This window comes from Nonomuraea sp. NPDC049637, from assembly GCF_040675235.1.
Classification (GTDB): Bacteria; Actinomycetota; Actinomycetes; order Streptosporangiales; family Streptosporangiaceae; genus Nonomuraea.
The window spans coordinates 1-18,233 of the sequence record NZ_JBFAOM010000057.1; the positions used below are offsets into that span (position 1 = coordinate 1).

Below are 18,233 nucleotides of genomic sequence, written 5' to 3' on the forward strand. Positions count from 1 at the left end.
CTCGCAACATCTGGCAGTTGGTGGACGAGCAACGGCCTGTGCCCATCGTTGTCCTGGTCGACGAGTTGGCCGAGCTGTACCTCATGGCCGACAAGAGCGAGAAGGACGAGATCGCGAAGACCTCGACCGCGCTGCTCAGGGTCGCGCAGCTCGGGCGGGCGTTCGGGATCTACCTGTTCTGCTGTGGTCAACGGATCGGCTCCGACCTAGGTCCTGGGGTCACCGCTCTTCGTGCTCAGTGCTCAGGGCGGATCTGCCACCGGGTCAACGATCCCGAGACCGCCACCATGACCCTTGGCGACCTCGACCCCGCTGCCCTCGCCTCGGCGCGGGCCATCCCCGCCGAGACGCCGGGCGTCGCGATCGTCGCTTCCCAGGACGGCCAGTGGTATCGGGCCCGCTCCTTCTACGTCAGTGAACAGGCCGCTGAACATGCCGCCACCACATACGCCGACCGAACGCCGCCCTGGGAGAACGTCATCTCCGGTCATCCCTCGCCGATGACCGACGCCGACCTCGCCGAGCTCCTCGAGTCCATCCCGGACCCGCGAAAGGCTTGAACCGATGCGCTGCCTCGCCCGCTGGCTGCTCGACACCGGCCCTGTCCTCGTCCTGGCCTTCATCGCCGGAGCCGGGTCCTTCACCCACATCCGCGAGACCGCCATTGATCACGGACAGTCGGGCTGGATGGCCTGGGCGATCGCCGTCTGCGTCGACCTCACCTGTGTCATGGCCGCCCGTGAACGCCAGCGTGACAAGAAGGCCGGCCGTCAGCGACGCGGACTGGTCTCCTGGCCCGTCCTTGTCCTGTCTGGAGGCGTCGTCCTGTCCCTGGCGGCCAACCTCGAACAAGCCGACCCAACCGTCTGGGGGTGGATCACCGCGGCGACTCCGGCGGCGGCATTCCTCGTCGCGGTCTCGATGCTTGAACGCCGCACCTCCTGCCCCCGTCCTGATCCGTCCCCAGAAGCCTTCAAAGTGTGCCCGATCGACGTCCCGCCGCGTCCTCGCCCCGCCGAAACGCCGGCCGTACCGGCTGGTGATCGTCCAGCACTCGTCCCGCCCGAGGACGACCAGGACGACAGACCAGGACCGTCCCCAGCTCTGATCGACTACGCCCGCCGCGTGGCTGATGAACATCACGCGAGGCATGGCAAGCCCATCACCCGCGACGTTCTTCGCGCTCGCCTGGGCGTCTCCGACCAGCTTGCTTCCGATCTACTCCGCAACCTGCGAACCATCTCAGAAGTCACTTGAAAGGCAAATCGTCATGCAGAACGACAGAGACGCCCTTATCGCCGGACTCATCGCCATGGCGGGCTTCCTCAAGGCCAACTCCCAGATACCGATCTCCATGGCACCCGTCATCATCCGCGCCTTTCCCAGCAGCGGCCCTGACGACCAGATGTGCGCTGAGGTGGACCAGGTCGCCGCGCTGCTCGGTACGGAGATCGACCCCGACAACGTGCTCCATGGCCACTACATGACCTGCATCGACTTCGGGCCGGTCCGCTACGAGTTCATCGCCATCCTCGCCGCTGCCCGCATTCGCCACGCCGCCGTGCACAGCTACCGCGACTGCATACAGACCGACAACACCTAGGAGAAACACATGCGCATCCGCCTCGAAGGCAACCGCGCCGAACTCACCCTCGGCATGATCGGCCTACGTCAGCACTTCACCGTCACGTCCATGTCGCGAGCCTTCCCTGACCGAAACCATCCGCGGCGCTACCGCCTCTATCTCACGATCACGCCACGCAAGGGCTGCTGACGATGAACCCCGAAGAGCCTTGGGCCGGCTGGCCCGAAATTCTCGCCGCCGTTCCGTTCGCCCATGGCTGTTGCTGCACCTGCAATGGCTCCGGTCTCGACGGAGACCGCGCAACCTGCCGCGACTGCCACGGCATCGGCATCGACAACCACGGCGAATAGCCGAGATCCCCTCACCTGGCCACACAACCGCCAAGTTCCGCGCCAGGTGAGGGGCCATCCCACCCAGAGCACATCCGGATAGGACGGATCCATCTTGCACCACCCACACGCCATAGCCGGGATGATCTCCCGTCTCCATGACCCCGACTACGACCGCTGGGCTTGCCAGATCAAGCGCACCGGCGGCTGTCGTCAACCCATTCACCTGCGGGGCAAGGTCGAACACTACGACCAAGCAACCGGACACCTTCTGCATCGCTACAGCACCAGCATCGAGCCCAACGGCATCCTTCGCGTGCCGTGCAAGACCCGCCGCGCTTCCCGCTGCCCTGCCTGCGCGGAGGTCTACCGTGCCGACACCTACCAACTCGTTCGTGCCGGTCTCGTCGGTGGCAAGGGCGTACCAGAGACGGTCAGCTCGCATCCGTGCCTGTTCGTCACGCTCACCGCACCGTCCTTCGGAGTCGTTCATGCGCGGCGGGAGAAGAACGGCAAGGTCCTGCCCTGCCACCCTCGTCGCGACGCTCAGACCTGCCCGCACGGGCGGGCGATGTCGTGCACCGATCACCACAGCGCGGACGATCCCCAGCTAGGGGAGCCGCTGTGCCCTGAGTGCTACGACTACGACGGTTCGGTCCTGTTCAATGCCATCAGCCCGGAGCTGTGGCGCCGGTTCACCCTCGCCCTGCGTCGCCGCTTCGCCCGGCTCAACGGCCTGACCGTCAAGGCGCTGCGCGAGCACGCCGGCATCGCCTTCGCCAAGGTCGCCGAGTACCAGCGCCGCGGCGTCGTCCACTTTCACGCCGTCATCCGCCTCGACGGACCCGACGGTCCGAACTCGCCCCCACCACCATGGGCCACGACTGAGGCTCTGACCGATGCCGTCGACCACGCAGCCACGGCGGTGACCGCTCAGATCAAGACTCTGGAGCGGACCTTCCGATGGGGCACGCAACTCGACATCCGTTGCATCACCATGGACGGCGACCTCACCGAACAGGCCGTCGCCGGCTACGTCGCCAAGTACGCCACCAAGGCCGCCGAATGCACCGGCACTCTGGATCGGCGCATTCAACCCTTGGACAACCTCGACGCGCTGCCCATCCGTGATCACGCCCGACGTCTGATCGGCGCATGCATGCGCCTGGGCAGCCAGCCCAGCCTGGCCGAGCTCCGGCTCACTCACTGGGCTCACATGCTCGGTTTCCGCGGCCACTTCTCGACCAAGAGCCGCCGCTACTCCACCACCCTCGGCGAGCTCCGCGCCGCCCGCGAAGAGCACATGCGCACTGAAGATTTCTCCACTGGGCGCCTTCCCCTGTTCAAGGAGGACACCGTCCTTGTCGTCGCTCACTGGCAGTACGCCGGACAAGGGCTCTCCATAGGAGAACAGTTCCTCGCCGCGGCCCTCACCGGCGTCCGACTTCCAACGATCAGCGGTGATCCTCGATGAGCAGAAGCGACGAGCTGCTGACCGTTCCTCAGGTTCTCGCCGAACTCGGCGGAGTCTCCCGTCGCACCTTCTACCGCTGGCGTGAGCTCGGCCGCGCGCCGGTCTGCGTCCAGCTGCCCAACCTCGAACTCCGCGTGTGGCGGAGCGACCTCATCGCCTGGCTCAACTCTCGACGGGAGGCTGCGTGAACACCACCTACGACGTCAAGTTCAGCCAGATCCAGCAGCGCTCCAACCGCGGTACGCCGGTGTACGTCGCGCGCTGGAGGGTTGCCGGCAAGGAGAAGTCCAAGAGCTTTCGGACCAAGGGATTGGCCAACGCCTTCATATCCGATCTTCGGCAGGCGGCCAAGACGGGGGAGGAGTTCGACGTCGCCACGGGGCTGCCGGTGTCGATGCTGGCCCCGGAATCCCGCGGACCGACCTTTCTGGAGTTCGCCCAGGAGTACGTTCTCCGCCGGTGGAGCACGTCCGCGGAGCGTACCCGAGAGACGGATGCTTACGCGCTCTTGTCGCTGATCCCTGCCTTGGTGGCGGACGTGCCGCGCCGTCCCTCTGATGGGGACCTGCGGGAGGTGCTCAGAGTCCATGCGCTGCTTCCGGAGAAGCGGCGAGTGACACTGACCTCGGCACAAGCCGCAGCGCTGAGCTGGCTGGAAAGGGCTTCTCTTCCGCTGACAGCCCTGGGAGAGGCTCACATCCTCCGTACGGCCCTCGCATCCATCTCGGTCACCTTCGCTGGTACACCCGCAGGCGCCAATACGGTGCGACGTAAGCGCGCCATACTGCACCACCTGCTGGAACACGCGGTGGAGCAGAAAGCCTTCAGCAGTAACCCGCTGGACGGGATCAAGTGGACTGTGCCCAAGGCTGTGACGGCCGTCGATCCTCGTACGGTGGTCAACCCGGTCCAAGCACGGCAGCTTCTCGACGCCGTTCCCAAGGTCGGGCGCAAACGCGGTCAGCGACTCAAGGCATTGTTCGCATGTATCTACTACGCCGCCCTCCGACCGGAAGAGGCAGCCGACCTACGGCTGAAGAACTGCACTCTGCCGGAGTCGGGCTGGGGTCTCATCGTCCTGGAGAAGGCGCGCCCCCAAGGGACGAAGCGCTGGACCAACTCGGGTGAAACCCACGAGCCACGCAGCCTGAAGCACCGTGCGGACAAGGAGACGCGGGAGATCCCCATTCCGCCCGTGCTGGTCGCCATGCTCCGCGAGCATGTCGCCGACTATGGCACTGCCGAGGACGGCAGGATCTTCGCAACAGGCACCGGCGGCACCTACTCCAGCTCCGCGCACTCCTATGTCTGGCAGGAAGCCCGCAAGCTTGCGCTCACTCCGGAACAGATCGCCTCGTCGCTAGCTGCTCGCCCGTATGACCTCCGCCACGCGGCGGTCTCGCTCTGGCTGAATGCCGGGGTCCCGGCCGTCGAAGTCGCCAAGCGCGCCGGACACAGTGTGGACGTCCTGCTCCGGGTCTATGCCAAGTGCATGGACGGCCAGCAAGAGCAGATCAACAACAAGATCAACGATGCCTTGAGCGATTAGTCGACGCCCATCCACTCTCGGCCCCGGATCTCTCCGGGGCCGTTTTTACATCGTGCTTCACGTTGATGTCGCTGGAGACCTCGGGCGCTCAACATCGGCCGGGGGAGCACGGGCGTTGCCAGGTGGGTCCTATGCCTTCGGGTCCCTGCTCCCCGGCCGGCGCGGCTGCGTTCTGGCGGGCATGGAGGATTTTGCTTGGACAGCGGCAGCCGCCCAGGCAAGCCCGAGCTGCACACCGTCGACGAGGGACTGTCCCTTGCCGATCTCCCAGAGCAGGCCGGCGGCGAAGGCATCCCCAGCCCCCGTCGCGTCGACCGCATCTGTCGGAAGGGCAGGGAAGTGATCGCTTCGGCCTTCCGCATGGACAGTGACGCCCTCGGCGCCTTCGGTCACGATGGCGGTCGTTCTTCCGGGAATGGTGGTGAAGTCATTCTTGGACCCGATCAGATACTTCATGGCCGGGATTGTCCCTGGTGGAACGCCGGTAACCAGTGCTCCAGCGGCGGCCATGGCTTGCGCGGCAGGAACGAAGGCGTCGTGCCAGGCGGCGAAGTAGACCACGTCACCTGGTGCCACCGCTGCGACTGGGATTGTGACGGTGTGCAGCAGGTCAGGATGGATGCCAATGATCGTGCGCTCACCATCGGGTTCGATGAGCAGAACCACAGAAGACGTACGGCCGGGTAGGACCTGAACGTAGTCAACGTCTACGCCGGCCGTGGCCAGCGCTTCGGTCATGTTCCGTCCTGCGGCGTCGGCACCCACGTAGCCGACCATGTGGACGCATCCGCCGGCATGGCTTAATGCGGTGGCGACATTCGCGCCGGTTCCACCCGGACGCTCGACGCTCTCCGTGGCTTGGACGAAGTTGCCACTTGCAGGGATGCGGTCGACGTATAGGGCGAGGTCCCAGGCTATGGGGCCGATGATCCAGAAGTCAGGCATACGTCGCCTGTCGCATTGCTCTCAGTCCGCGCGCAATCGTGTACAAGGATGCGGGGAGAACGACTTGCGGAGCCCAGGGGATGTTCACGGTGTCTTGGCGGCAGCTCAGGATGCCTCCGACGATTGCAGCCACGGTGTCAGTGTCACCGCCAAGGCTGACCGCATACCGCATGGCGTCGACCGGGTTCTGGTGACGGCTGAGCACGTGCAGGACCGCTCCCAATGTGTCCATGACGTCCAGAGATACTCCGGTGGTGCTGAGAGCCCATCCTTCGGTGCGGGGAACGCCGAAGTGATCGAGTTCCTCGTTGGCGGTAGCGATCAGTTCTTCGGGGGCACATGTCTCAAGCGCCCATGAGCCCATCGCGGCCACCGCGCAGGCGGTGGCGATGGCCTTCACGTCGGCATGGGTGGTCTTGGTCATGCGCACGACCAGTTCGCGGCGGCGTTCGGTCGCGGTTGCGGGCAGGGCCCAACCGAGTGGAAGTACGCGCATCATGGCGCCATTGGTCGCGCCTCCATCGGCAGCGAGCGATCCGGTCGCCTCGAACCGAGCTACTGCTCGTCGAGTGGTGGGGCCGGCGCCGCGCATGGTTGGCAGTGCCCTGGCGAGGGCGGTCAAGAAGGTCTGTTCCGTGCCTCCGTTGTCGATCAGATCTGCCGCGAGCAGGATGAGTTGTTCGGTGTCGTCCGAGGTACTGCCAGTCGGCCACTGCTCGCGCGCGCTCAGCGTGTCTGTGAGCGCAATGTCCTGAGGAGGCTTTCCCTCCCACGGCACTCCGAGTGCGTCACCACAGCAAAAACCGATGAGCCCATTGTGGATCCGGTCCGCAGAGGGGACGGCCTGCTCAGGGAACAACCGGTTCAGGACACCAAATCCACCTTGGGCAATGGCACGCCGTCCACGGTCGGCAAAGCGAACCCGCTCCCGACCACCCGCGAGCCGCGCGATCGAGAGGCACGCGGACGCCACGTCATAGGGAGTGCCGTGGTGCTCGAACTCCGTCAGCGCCTGATGAGTCAGTCGCCATGCACCGGCGTGATCGCCGTTGGCCTGGCGTGCGTCGGCTTCACTGTGGGTGACCTTCGCCGCCAGCAAGCCGTCGCCGAGATCCCGAGCGATGCGGCCAGCTTCGGACAAGGTGTGAACAGCCTCCTTCAGCAGACCGAGCCCGCATTGGGCCTTGCCAAGCCCGTGGAGAGACTGGGCGATCCCGCGGACGTCTTCAGACGCCTTGCGGATGGCGAGTGCCTTGTTCTGGCTGGTCAGCGCTATTTCCCAGGCGCCGTTGGCCTCGGCAACGAGCGCGGCGTCCTGCAGCAGGCCGGCGTACAACGCCTGGTCCTGCACCTGGATGGGGCGGGTAGCGACGTCCTGCAGGGCCTGGTTGATGAGCGCATGCGCACGGTCAACGTTCCCGGAGAAGTACTCGATTTCGCCCAGCAACTTCAGCCAGGGCGCCTGGTCGGTCGCGTTGGTCATGCCTTCGGTGGCGTGCCGACGCCCGTCGGCGAAGCGTCCTTGATACAGCTCGATCTCCGCCAGCCGGAACAGGAACCCTTCCCGGGCATCTCCTTCCGCGAGATCCAACGCCGTCCGCGCCAGGTGCTCGGCGCGGTCGAAGTCGCCTCTGCAGAACGCCACCTCAGCACGTACGAGTTCAGCATGTGCTGACTGTTGAGGTAGGCCGTTCAGGAGGTTCTCCGCTTGGCTCCAGCGACCCAGACCGAGGTACGCGCGGGCCACCCGATACAGGCAACGACCTCTGTCTTCGTCGCGGTCGATTCGTAGTTCGCCGAGCAGGCCCGCGAGAGCGCGGCACTGGTCGAAGCGGCCTGTGGCCAAACCGCGGTCCATGAGCGCCACCCAGGCAGCCACGCCTTGCGCTGGGTTCAGATGGTTCAGGTGGTAAGCAGCATCCAACTCGGCGGTGAATTCCTTGCGCCCGCCGTAGTACTGCGCCAGCAACTCGTGAGCTCTGCGGACCTCCGACGGGCGGACGTTCTGGAGTGATCGGCGCAGGATGTTGTGCATCGTGTACGCGCCGGAGCCACTGGCCGTACCGCCGCGCAGCGGAGCGATGAAGGAGAAGGCCGTCAGCCTGCTGAACGCGCTGCGGTCGCAGGGGAAGTCGAGCGCCTGGCCCAGATGACGAAAGGTCTCGGCTGTGAAGGCGCGGCACGCGCTGACCGCCAGTATGCCGTACTCGGCCTCGGCCGGCGTCCACTGCAGCAGCCGGTGCGCCAGATCGCGTTCCTTGTCCACCAAAGTGGTGAAGTCCCCGGGAGTCAGACGCGGTCCTGCGGCCAGTGCGACATCGGCGCACAGGCCCAGGAAGTAGGGGTGCACTTCGTCGGGCGCGGTGGAGGCGTACTCCACCAGGGCCGCGCGCATGGATCGATCGGCAATGCCCGCCAGGGTGAGGTACTGGCTCGCGTCGGCGTTCGTAAGATGCCCGACCAGCCGGAGGTCGATATAGCGCTCAGGGATCGGGAGGACGGGAGCGGCTGACCACGGAGGGCGAGTACGGCCTGCCACGATGGCGACTATCCCGGTTCCCAGATCGAGGTGGCCCAGGAGGCAACGCAGCCACTCGTCGCGCATCAGCTTGTCCGCGTGAATCAAGCTGTCAGCATCGCCGATGGCCTCGCCAAAGAACGCCTCGTGGGTGTCGAAGAGCAGCACGATCCGAGCATGCTCACCGGCAGCGTCGTTCAGATCTTTGGCGAACAGCCGGGGCAGCGCATGCAGGAGGTCCGGTTCGGGCACCAGTGTGAGGATCTGCTCGGCGTCCTCCTGCGGCACTCGGCGCTGCATCCGCCTGCGGGTGAACACTTTGTCCATCCGCGAGTTGACCAGCTGGAAGAGTTGCTGCCCCACCCGCAGAACGGGCAGCGTGAGCACGGCATCGGCGAGATCCATCGCGATGCTGATCTCGCCTCGGGGGAACAGCTCGGGCACCCGATGGGCGATGTCGAACCCGAGCTTGTGGAGATAGGTGATGGCGGCGAAGTCGAAGCGCGGGGTTGCGATCCCGTAGTGAGAGAGCTGGCGCTTGAGCATGAACAGTCCCGAGAACGCCTCTTGTGGGCGGTTCTCTCCCGCAGGTCGCGCTCCGAAGTCGATCCTGGCCATCGGCACCTGCTGGCCCTGTTCAGTCAGCTGCTCCAGCAGCTCGGCGTCAGAGGCGTTGCGGACGGTCTCCCACTGGTTCGTACGCAGGCAGCAACGCGTCTCCAGGTGCCGAAGCAGCAACGACTTGCCGTTGCCGCCCAAACCGTGCAGGTAGAGGATCCGCTCAGCGGGAGGGTCCTCGTTGATGAGCGAGACGACGTGCCGGGTCAGCTCGAAGCGGTTCGCGAACAGATCCAGCGATCGATCAGGCGCCACCACGGACCTGGTTGGCCCCTCGTTGAAGATCGGCACTGTCAGCCCTGCATGGGCGTACATCGCATGTGGTTCTCCCAATGACGAGCTCGCGACGACTCGCGATGGTTGCCGGGTGTCGTAGATCGCGTTAAGCGCAGCCGTCGTCATCGGTTCTACACCGAGTTGTTGTTCGCTTCCACCTTGTAGGTCGAGGTGGTAAGGCAACCACAGAATGTTGTGCTGTTTGTCCGGAGCCATGGCGATCGACAACTGCCATGGCTCGGCTCTTGCCAATAAGCTCGAGGCGCCTTAAGTCCTTGCAGTGCGCATCAAGCCGGCGAGGTGATTCCGCAGCTCGGGATCGACCGCGTAGATCACCGTTCCTCGCATACCTCTTGTAAGTAGGACTTTGTACACGTTACGCACAAGCTGGTCGAAATCGCTATCAGGAACGGATTTACGGCTCCTGAATGCAGGGTCCTTGTTCTCCTCGCGCACAGTAGCCAGCTGCCCATCGCGGACTGTGAGGTCCGGTCCCAGGATGACGCCGTTCCAGTCGTACTCGAAGCCCTGGGCGGTATAGACGCAGCCCACCTGCCCGAACCCGTTCGGCTCGCTGGCCCACAGCGCGCTCGGCGGGTAGTCGCCGACAGCCCGGTCGTTCTTGACGTTCCACGGCCGTGCCCAGTCGCCGATGACGACGTCGTTCACGAGCGTGTCATCGGGGCGCGGGTCGCTCCATCGCCAGCAATAGCCCGCGGTCATGCGCGCGGTTCCGGTCTTGGTGCTCAGGTAGGCCTCAAGGTCTTGCGGTGACTCAGCGAGTTGTACCTCGAAGTCCTGATCTCCGTCCCACTCCAGCGGCCCTCCGTCGGCCAGGCCCAGCAGCCGGAGCACCCACTGCTCGTACTTCCGGCTGCCCCCGCATCGAAACTGCTCATCAAGCGATACGAGCCGTACGTCGTGCCCCTTGGCACGTGCGTAGCTCTCGATGCTGTGCACTGTGCCGAGTTCGCCGGGCCGTACCACCTGATGCTGGTCAAGGAGAAAGACCGGGACCCGGGCCGCGGACAGCAGCTCGTCGAGCTGACTGCGTCCCGTCCGCTTCGGGGCGGGGGTGAAGCGGTTGGTGGACGTCTCACGGATGCGATGGGCTTCATCGCAGATCAGTACGTCCATACCGTTCTGCTCGGCGTCGGTGAAGCTGTTGAAGTACTTGAACAGGTTCTTGATCCGGGAATTGCCGCGGCCGGGGTAGCGGCGCATGGACTTGGTGAAGGACTGCGAGCCGGTGGCGTGCAGGGCCGAGCGGCCTTGCCTGTACAGCTCGCCGAGCAACGACAGGGCGATGACACTCTTCCCGCTGCCTGGGCCACCTGTGACGATGACGACCTGCTTGGAGTCCGCCCGTCGTGCCTTCTCGACAGCCCCCATGACGAGCTCGTACGCGACCTGCTGCTTGTCCAGCAACGTGAACTGCTCGCGTTCGCGAATCTCTTGGGAAGCGTAGGTCATGAGCTGCTTGCTCGGAGCAACTGTGCTTCGTAGGAGTCGGTCGGCGGCGTCGGCACCTGGCTTGTCGGACAGCCGCTCACTCAGGTACCGAAGGAACTCGCCGCGCCGTTGCTTGGTGAACAGTCGGCTGCGCTGGTCCTGGACCTGCTCCGACAGGCCGTCGACGTCCAGGTCCATGGCGTTGTGCAGGTACGCGGCTCCATACACGGCATTCGGCTTGCCGTTGAGCACGCCGAGGAAGTCGCACATGTACTCGCAGTACCGGCGTACCTGCTCGGCCGGGTGCAGCGTCTCGCCGCCCGGCATGCCTTCCACGATGACCAGATGCTCGCCCGACTCGGATGGCTCGGCACGGCTCCACTGCTTGAGCTCGACGACGACATAGGAGTCTTCGCCGGTACGCGGATGCACGCCGGCGAGGACCACGTCCACACGCCGGCTGGTCAGGGGGAGCTTGTACTCCACGAGCATCTCCACCCTGTGCAGCCCGGCGTCGGCAAGGTCGCGAGCGAGGACCGGCAAGCTGCGCTGCCAGGACCTGAACTCGGAGGGGGAAGGGCGGCGTCCCGTGCTCGCCCGCACGTGTTCAGCGATCGCTTCCGCCAGAACGGCCTCGTTCGGAGAGGTGAGCAGGTTGTCGACAGACAGCCGCAGAGCCGTCACGGATTGTCCCCCAGGCAGCACGATTGAACTCGTGCGGGTGGGGGCCTATCCGCTCCGGCCGAAGCCGTACGACTGCGGAAGCCCGTCGGGCCGCATCACATGGTCACCGAAAGCGTAGCGGGGAGGTCACGTCGGCGGAATCATAGACGGACCTTTACCTGCTCGCAGGCAGAAGCTACAGGACTTGCATGTGTGCGTGCTCGCCGCCCAGTGGTTGAACCGAAGGTGGGCCGACATGCGTACTCCTGGTCGGAAACGGCATTCGCCATATCGGTACTGCAGGGATCCTTAGACAAATGTCAGGCTGAGGCTAGGCTGATTGGCGGTCCGAACGTGTTCCCCCGAGATCTCGGAAACGCTTATGACCCAGCCGACCGATCTACCATCGAAGCCGTTCGACGATGGGTACTCCGGAATCAATCCATCATGGATGGATCAGTTCGAGAAGGCGCTTGGCCGGGCCGGAGACCTGTTCCGGAGGAACGAGCCGCTGGTCCGGCGTGTCATGGAGAAGCTCGAGCTGGACGTCTCGGGACTGGGCGCCATGCGGGAGGCGGGGAGCTGGATCCACGCCAAAACTCCTGAGCTTCGTCGTCGGAACGATGCGATCCAGGCGGTGAATGAAATCTGGGGACCCAAGGGGGCGGGCGCACTGATTGAGCTCGACGAGGAGATACACAAGAAGGTCTCCTACGACCCTGATGCTTATGCGGCGGCGGCGTACCTCAACGGGGCGGCGGATGCTGAGGAAGTCGACGACAAGACGCTTGACCAGCTGGAGAAGCATGCGGGAGACGCGAGTTTCGCGCTCAAACTGATGAACGCCATGGGCCCGGAGCGAGTCCGGCGACTCCTCGCCAGGACCGACCGTCAGGGCAAGAAGCCTCAACGGCTGCAAGGGGCCCTGGGCAAGGTGCTAGGTAGTGCCAGCGCACAGCTGAGCACGCAGTGGCGTAACGACCTGACGACTAATCTCGCACGCACCACCCAGGCGGGGATTGCCGCGGCACTGAAACACGGGACCTTCAACAGCTCTTTCCTGCTGGAGGTAGCCAGGAAGCTGGATGACGCCGAGCGGAAGCAGGCGATGCACCACGGCGTCGAACGCCATCCGATGGCGGACGTGATGGAGGCGTTGAGCAAAAATCCGGAGGCCGCTCAGGGCTTCTTCGCCGACAACGACAGACTGAAGTACTACACGACCACACTTCCCTTGGGAGATGGTGGCGTGGCGGTGGGCAAAGCGTTGGAAGCGGCCACGATGTCCCTCCGGGACCGCGCGGGGTCGGCCGCGCAACCGTCGTCCGGATACCGATCGGCTGATCTGGCTTCAACCCTCATACATCTCGAATTCGACCAGATCAACGCCGGCAGACCGCAGGAGTCATTCGTCGCTCCAGCCTCTATCGGACGGATCCTGGCAGCCTACATTCCTGATGTCGACCGGGCCGCGACGGGGCAGTTCGCCAAACCTGGCGTATATCAAGAAGACCATCCAGGCATGCCCGGGAAGGAGCCATGGGGAGCGAAGTTCGACCGTGAAGAACTGAGCGCGGTGATGAAGGACGTCTTCACCAAGGACGACAAAGCGTTCGGAGTCGTCATGGCGGCGCAGACGGCCTGGAGCGGTGCCCTGTTCGATCACGGTGCCGCCCGCATCGCGGCGACTCGCAACAAGGGCACCCTGATCACTGCAGCGACTGAGGCGGGAACTGCCTTCGGGATGCTCGTGCACGCCGCTGGAATCGGAAAAATCGAGGAGGGGCGCGAACTGGATGAGACCCAGAAGCGCAACATGAAGATCCTCATGGCGGTCGTCAACACGGGTCTGTCCTTCCCCCAGACGGGAGCATGGCCAATCACGGCGGGCGTCGTTGGCGCGTGGGGAGGGCTGATTGAGGACAGTGTCCAGGGCGCAGCGGAGAAGCAGGCTGTGTCGTCCGCCAACTTCACGTCTCGACAAACTCGCGAACTGGTTCGTCAGCTTGGAGTACAGGCCATGTTCAACCATGGCATGTTCGGCTCCTCGGATCCGCCGGCGAAATCGCACCCCTGGGCGTCATTGACTGATTTAGCGCCCGGTGCGGATCCTCGCAACGCGTCGAACAATTTCGTCGAGGACGACGGCAAAACACTGAAGACGCTGGGAGAGATGATGAAATCAGATCAGCGACCATACAATGCCTATAACGCATGGTTACGACGCCCGGAGAATAACCCCTGGGTAGATCTTGAGGTAGGGCAGAGCCTCGACCAGGCTTTCGACAACGGTTTCCCGGACTTCTAGTCGCATGAGGACATCTGTCGGGCGAGCGGCTGCCCTGCTCATGTGTGCACTGACCTTCACAGCGGGGTGCCAGGAGACTCCTTCAGCGATCGACACGGCCCCACTGCCGTCGGTCGCGTCGTCTCCCTACCTTTGCGGGCATATTCCAGCAACTGCTGCCAAGCTGATGACCGGCTTGAGTGACCCGATCGTGAACGGCTCGCTCAAACCGTGGCAGGGTGGTGAGGGTTGGGGAAACTGTGCGTTATATAGGTCCGGCGGAGAGAGTCGACAGCAAGTGCTGCATGTCATCCTCGACTCCGGTGGAGTCCGTGGCCAGGTGGATGAATATCTCAAGGACGGGGGGAAGCTGCTTCCTGAGATCGTACCGGGCGGCTACGGCGCTTACATGGTGGACTTCGATAAGACGAGTCGCGTGGGGGCAATTATGGTCATGGGGAAAGGTCGCCTACTAGTCGAGCTCGTGCAAGGCGTTCAAGGGCGAGACAACGCCGCCGACATGGTGGCTTTCATGAAGCTGATAGCACCGAGACTCCTCGTTGGCGACTCGCCGTCCCCCACTCCGTCTCAGAAAGAGGAGGGATGAAGCGATGCCCGACATGGTGTCCAATCCCTTACGTGAGGCGCTGCAGAACGCGCTGAAGACGATAGAGCCGTTGATTCACGATATGCAGGACGCGCTCAACACTCCTGCCAAGAACTTCCACACTGGCAGGGTCTGGACGGGCCCGGTCGCCAAGACCTTCGACGGAGAGCTCGATCGGCACAACGGGCGAGTCCAGCACGCGGGTGAAACCATCCTGAACGATCTACGCTGGCAGATTACCCGTACCGCGGTTGAGGTCACTGAGCAACAGGCGCTGGAGATAAGCCGCCGGTACGACCTGTAACCGGTCCAGCAGTGCTGCCGGCCTCGGCCTTCTCGTGAGGGACATCTCGGGGCGGCCTCGTCGAGGATCGATGGCGCTGGCCTGGGAGGCACCGGAAGTCGGCTGAGCACCATCTACCTCGCATCACCGTTCGGCTGATCTCACCTCGTCCAGCCAGAGCCGGCGTCTGAAGCCGCCTCGCTGGGTGCGCTTGTGACGTGCGGCCTCCTTGACTTCCTCGTCGGAGTGTCCAAGCGCTTCGGTCAAGGCCATCAGAACCTCGTAGATATCGGCGAGCTCTTCCAGGCGATCATGCGGTTCGGCACGGCGCAGCTCCTCGGCCTCCTCAGCGAGCTTGGCCGTCAAGGCGGGCAGCACCTCGGACTCGTCAAGCACACGCACCGTGGCCTTCCCGCCATCGGCCTCGATGACCTGTGGGATCTGATCACGGACCAGCTTGCCGTAGACGATCCTCTGTTCCTCGCCCAAAATTGTCGCCCCCTTCGCCGATACTGCTCACATGGACTTCCGCCGCGGTGTGGTCACCGGTGAAAGCGTATGGCGAGCCATCGTGTTGTACGGCGCCAACTCGGCCACCTACAAGTTCGCCTTCGGCGCGACGCTGCTGGAGATCGCTGCCACCGGCCGTGACCGCGTCGCGCTCGAAGAACTGGCACCGCGGTACTCGGAACTCCTGTGTGAGGCCCTTCAACGTCAGCCCCGACAGGGAACCTCGGCCCGAAGTAAGTTCCTGGACGCCTGCCGCGCCTTCAACGCCGGCGAGCTCGACCGTGACACGCTCCACCGGCGAACCGTCCAGCTTGGCTTCAACAATGTCATCGACGCGTTCCCCAAGCTGGGTGGCGACCAGGCGCCGGTCAGGTATTACGAGGATCAGCGCAAGAACTTCACCGCTCCCGGCCTCGTGTTGCGCGACGAATTACTCGAACTCGCCCGATCGGTGCACGCTCAGGACCTGGACGCGGAAACCGTCGCCCGTTGGCGGCTGGTGGAGACAGCGTGGGCCACTGGCATATCCGACGGAGTCCTGGGCCCCTCCCTTGTTTACGACCCTGACAAGCAGGCCCTGGTCCTCCAGTCCAAGCAGCGTCGGCGAAGCGTGACCGGGGTGGTCGCCGCCCTCAACGGATATCAGGATGGCCGCTGCGCCTACTGCAACGAGCTCATGACGCAGAACGCAGGCTCTGGACCCATTGTCGAGCACGTTCTGCCCTGGAAGCTGCTCACTCGTCTTTGGCGTGGCCCCGACGTCGATGCCATCTGGAATCTCGTCCTGGCCTGCTGGTCCTGCAACAGCGCCAAAGGCGGCCGTGCTCCGCACGAGACGTGGATGCCGTGGCTCGAACAACGAAACAACGACCTCATCGAATCACGTCATCCGCTTCGCGAAGTGCTCATGGCCCAGACCGGCGCCACCGTGGCCGAGCGGCATGACACTCTCAAGCATGCGTACCGAAGGGCGACAGAGCTCCTACCTGCGGTCTGGACGCCGCCTGTAGCTGGCTACCTCGCATAGACATGGTTGCGGCACACGTCACGATCCGCTCGTCAGTCCGTCGATACCTCGGCAATACCAGACAGCCGGTACTTGTACCCGATAGGCGACAGCAGACTTTGATCTAGGGACCAGGGGCGGAAGATTGAGGATTCGCCCCCGCTCGTAGCGATCTCACCCTGGTCGTCGCGACTAACGGTGATGTTGCTGAGCACGAACAGGGCCACGTGTGGGTACTCCTTGGCGTGCTGGACTTCGTTCGGCGTAAGGAGAATCTCCTGCGGGTCGCCGGTCGTCCCCTTCACCTCGACATGCCAAGCGACCCCTTCGATCTCGACCACATAGTCAAAGCTCTCGGTACGAGAGGTGTCCGTGACCTTGCCGAGGCTGCTGTAGTGGAGAAGGGCCTCGTTCATCGCGTAAGTCTCGACCGCTACCTTCACCTGCTGGTCCACGGAGAAACCTTGGCCCTTGTGGGATTTTCGCGGGCGACCAGCGGCGGCGACGACCTGACGTTCGGCCTCCTCGACGCTATCCCGGGAGAGGACCGTAGGAGACTGCTGTCCGATGAGTGCGTCCACGGCTTCCTTCACCTCAGGAAGCACGTCAAGCACTGCTTTCGGGCACTTGGCGAGGTAGGTCTGCCAGGTTCGTAAGGAGTCCTGGTACTGGATCCACGGGAAGTAGAGCCGTTGTCCTGGGAACTCTGCCTGCAGGGCATCTCGGACTGCGAACAGGGCTAATCGGCGCTGACGGAGTACCGCCAAGGGCAGTGGCTCGGTCAGAGGGTGATAGTCCGCCAGCGCAATGACGAGGCCAGGAAGCCATCCAGGCTTGGCGCCGGCCCTTCTCGCGTAGGAGCCACGTGCGACCCACCAGATCGGCTCGTTGAAGCGCTCACCTGTCGCGCGGCTCACGCCTACAATCTGCTCTGCCGCACTGTCGTAATGAATGATGAGGCTGTTCGCCTGGACCGCGCTGACCAGCGCGTAGCCTGGCGTGCTCACACCGCCTCTTGCGGCGAGGGGCGCCTTGAGGTCGCCGCTGATGTCGTCCCGTCGCGTGATCTCCATGAATAGGTTCTCGTCGGACCGCTGTGACCACCAGTGCGCGACCATGGCGTCCATCCTGCCGCAGCTAGATCTTGGACTCCATAGGACCATGCTGGGCCGCTGAACTTAGTGCTCTTGGTGCCGGGCGTTTTTGTGCTACCTCGTCTTCGGTCTTGTGGGCGTCAGGAGCGCAGCGCGGCACACCACGCATGCGGCGGGGATGAGGAGCCCGGGATGGGTTTCGACGCCGCCCGTCTCCGATTAGCCGTGTCGGGTTGGCCGATAGGTCAGCACCTGCGTGTGGCCATCGAAGGTCCGGGCCCTGAGCAGCTCAAGGTCGAAGTCGTCCGCGCCGTCGAAGATTCGGTCCACACCGGTCTTCCCGGAGATCACTGGGAAGACCGTCACCTCGATGGTGTCGATCAGGCCGGCGTTCAGCAGTGCCCGGTTTAGCGTCAAACTGCCGTGGGAGCGCAGCGGCACATCGGATTCGGCCTTGAGGCGCTTGACCACCTCGACAGGATCGCCGAGCTCGATGGTCGTGTCCTGCCACTCCAGCGGCTTGGTCAGCCGGTTGGAGAGCACCGTGACCGGGGAGTCGAACATGCGGGCGATCCACTCGTCGTACAGGCTTCGGTCGAAGCCTGTATTGAGGAACGGTGCGTTGGACGTGTAGGTCTTGGCGCCCAGCACCATGCGCAGCGGGTCGTGGTAGGCAGCGGCTCGGTAGGCGAGGAATTCGGGGCCTTGCTTGCCCCAGTAGCCGCCCCAGTCGCCGTTGTGGTTGGCGAAGCCGTCGAGCGTGGAGAAGATGTCGAAGGTGTAAATGGCAGTCATGGTGTCTCCTTGTGGGACCTTGGCCACGTACAACTTGTGGCGGCCTCACTCCTGCTACGAACACCACCGCCCCGATCCGACACATCTCTCGGACTTCTTTCAAACTTTCCGGACTGATCCGATCTGAGTGTGTAGTTGTGGTCTGAACCCGCCGGCCTCGAGTAGTGATCTCGCAATTAGTCGGCGAGGTTGCGCAGGCCCAGCTCGCTCGCAGTCGCCGGGACCGCCGCGCTGATGACGGT

The 18,233-nt window shown here is 64.2% G+C and carries 18 protein-coding genes; 12 read left to right on the forward strand and 6 right to left on the reverse strand.

Going from position 1 to position 18,233, the window contains the following annotated elements; translation table 11 throughout:
- The 8 genes from AB0J71_RS43640 to AB0J71_RS43675 all read left to right on the forward strand — a co-directional run.
- Window positions 1–560, forward strand: a 560-nt coding sequence (locus tag AB0J71_RS43640; RefSeq protein ID WP_364420062.1) for an FtsK/SpoIIIE domain-containing protein, incomplete at its 5' end; no start/stop codon positions are given.
- Between the two features lie 4 nt (window positions 561–564).
- Entirely contained in the window at window positions 565–1,257 is a 693-nt protein-coding gene (locus tag AB0J71_RS43645) for a DUF2637 domain-containing protein (protein ID WP_364420064.1), read from the forward strand.
- A 13-nt stretch (window positions 1,258–1,270) separates the two neighbouring features.
- Window positions 1,271–1,603: a hypothetical protein gene (locus AB0J71_RS43650; protein ID WP_364420066.1), complete on the forward strand. Its 333-nt coding sequence runs from the start codon at window positions 1,271–1,273 to the stop codon at window positions 1,601–1,603.
- A 9-nt stretch (window positions 1,604–1,612) separates the two neighbouring features.
- Window positions 1,613–1,774, forward strand: coding sequence for a hypothetical protein (locus tag AB0J71_RS43655; RefSeq protein WP_364420068.1), 162 nt, complete (start codon window positions 1,613–1,615; stop codon window positions 1,772–1,774).
- Window positions 1,775–1,776: 2 nt separating this feature from the next.
- On the forward strand, window positions 1,777–1,935 hold the full coding sequence (locus AB0J71_RS43660; protein WP_364420070.1) for a hypothetical protein: 159 nt from the start codon (window positions 1,777–1,779) through the stop codon (window positions 1,933–1,935).
- A 121-nt stretch (window positions 1,936–2,056) separates the two neighbouring features.
- The gene (locus tag AB0J71_RS43665; RefSeq protein ID WP_364420072.1) at window positions 2,057–3,388 is read left to right on the forward strand and encodes a replication initiator; all 1,332 of its coding nucleotides are present in this window, start codon (window positions 2,057–2,059) and stop codon (window positions 3,386–3,388) included.
- Entirely contained in the window at window positions 3,385–3,576 is a 192-nt protein-coding gene (locus AB0J71_RS43670) for a helix-turn-helix domain-containing protein (protein ID WP_364420074.1), read from the forward strand. The genes AB0J71_RS43665 and AB0J71_RS43670 overlap by 4 nt, the downstream gene beginning before the upstream one ends.
- Window positions 3,573–4,937: a tyrosine-type recombinase/integrase gene (locus AB0J71_RS43675; protein WP_364420076.1), complete on the forward strand. Its 1,365-nt coding sequence runs from the start codon at window positions 3,573–3,575 to the stop codon at window positions 4,935–4,937. Before AB0J71_RS43670 ends, AB0J71_RS43675 begins: the two co-directional genes overlap by 4 nt.
- A gap of 129 nt (window positions 4,938–5,066) precedes the next feature.
- Here the strand turns inward: AB0J71_RS43675 and AB0J71_RS43680 are convergent, their stop codons facing one another.
- From AB0J71_RS43680 to AB0J71_RS43690, 3 genes are read right to left on the reverse strand one after another with little or no spacing between them, the layout of a single operon-like run.
- Complete coding sequence (locus tag AB0J71_RS43680; protein WP_364420078.1) at window positions 5,067–5,882, reverse strand: PfkB family carbohydrate kinase; 816 nt, start codon at window positions 5,880–5,882, stop codon at window positions 5,067–5,069.
- On the reverse strand, window positions 5,875–9,522 hold the full coding sequence (locus AB0J71_RS43685) for an ADP-ribosylglycohydrolase family protein (protein ID WP_364420080.1): 3,648 nt from the start codon (window positions 9,520–9,522) through the stop codon (window positions 5,875–5,877). Before AB0J71_RS43685 ends, AB0J71_RS43680 begins: the two co-directional genes overlap by 8 nt.
- 39 nt (window positions 9,523–9,561) lie before the next feature.
- Entirely contained in the window at window positions 9,562–11,430 is a 1,869-nt protein-coding gene (locus tag AB0J71_RS43690) for a DNA/RNA helicase domain-containing protein (RefSeq protein ID WP_364420082.1), read from the reverse strand.
- A 361-nt stretch (window positions 11,431–11,791) separates the two neighbouring features.
- Here AB0J71_RS43690 and AB0J71_RS43695 point away from each other — a divergent pair, with 361 nt between their 5' ends.
- From AB0J71_RS43695 to AB0J71_RS43705, 3 genes are all read left to right on the forward strand, one after another.
- The gene (locus AB0J71_RS43695) at window positions 11,792–13,717 is read left to right on the forward strand and encodes a DUF6571 family protein (protein ID WP_364420084.1); all 1,926 of its coding nucleotides are present in this window, start codon (window positions 11,792–11,794) and stop codon (window positions 13,715–13,717) included.
- 277 nt (window positions 13,718–13,994) lie between these two features.
- Window positions 13,995–14,303, forward strand: a complete 309-nt coding sequence (locus AB0J71_RS43700; RefSeq protein ID WP_364420086.1) for a hypothetical protein — start codon at window positions 13,995–13,997, stop codon at window positions 14,301–14,303.
- Window positions 14,304–14,307: 4 nt separating this feature from the next.
- Window positions 14,308–14,607, forward strand: coding sequence for a hypothetical protein (locus AB0J71_RS43705; RefSeq protein WP_364420088.1), 300 nt, complete (start codon window positions 14,308–14,310; stop codon window positions 14,605–14,607).
- A 123-nt stretch (window positions 14,608–14,730) separates the two neighbouring features.
- On the opposite strand, the gene AB0J71_RS43710 is transcribed toward AB0J71_RS43705, so the two are convergent.
- Window positions 14,731–15,075 (reverse strand): nucleoside triphosphate pyrophosphohydrolase, encoded by a 345-nt coding sequence (locus AB0J71_RS43710; RefSeq protein ID WP_364420090.1) that lies wholly within the window; start codon window positions 15,073–15,075, stop codon window positions 14,731–14,733.
- Window positions 15,076–15,106: 31 nt separating this feature from the next.
- Between AB0J71_RS43710 and AB0J71_RS43715 the strand changes: the two genes are divergently transcribed.
- Entirely contained in the window at window positions 15,107–16,123 is a 1,017-nt protein-coding gene (locus tag AB0J71_RS43715) for an HNH endonuclease signature motif containing protein (protein WP_364420092.1), read from the forward strand.
- Window positions 16,124–16,155: 32 nt separating this feature from the next.
- Here AB0J71_RS43715 and AB0J71_RS43720 read toward each other — a convergent pair whose 3' ends face one another.
- Both AB0J71_RS43720 and AB0J71_RS43725 read right to left on the reverse strand, forming a co-directional pair.
- Window positions 16,156–17,229, reverse strand: a complete 1,074-nt coding sequence (locus tag AB0J71_RS43720) for a DUF3883 domain-containing protein (RefSeq protein WP_364420095.1) — start codon at window positions 17,227–17,229, stop codon at window positions 16,156–16,158.
- Window positions 17,230–17,415: 186 nt separating this feature from the next.
- The gene (locus AB0J71_RS43725; protein ID WP_364420097.1) at window positions 17,416–17,991 is read right to left on the reverse strand and encodes a dihydrofolate reductase family protein; all 576 of its coding nucleotides are present in this window, start codon (window positions 17,989–17,991) and stop codon (window positions 17,416–17,418) included.
- Window positions 17,992–18,233: the final 242 nt, after the last annotated feature.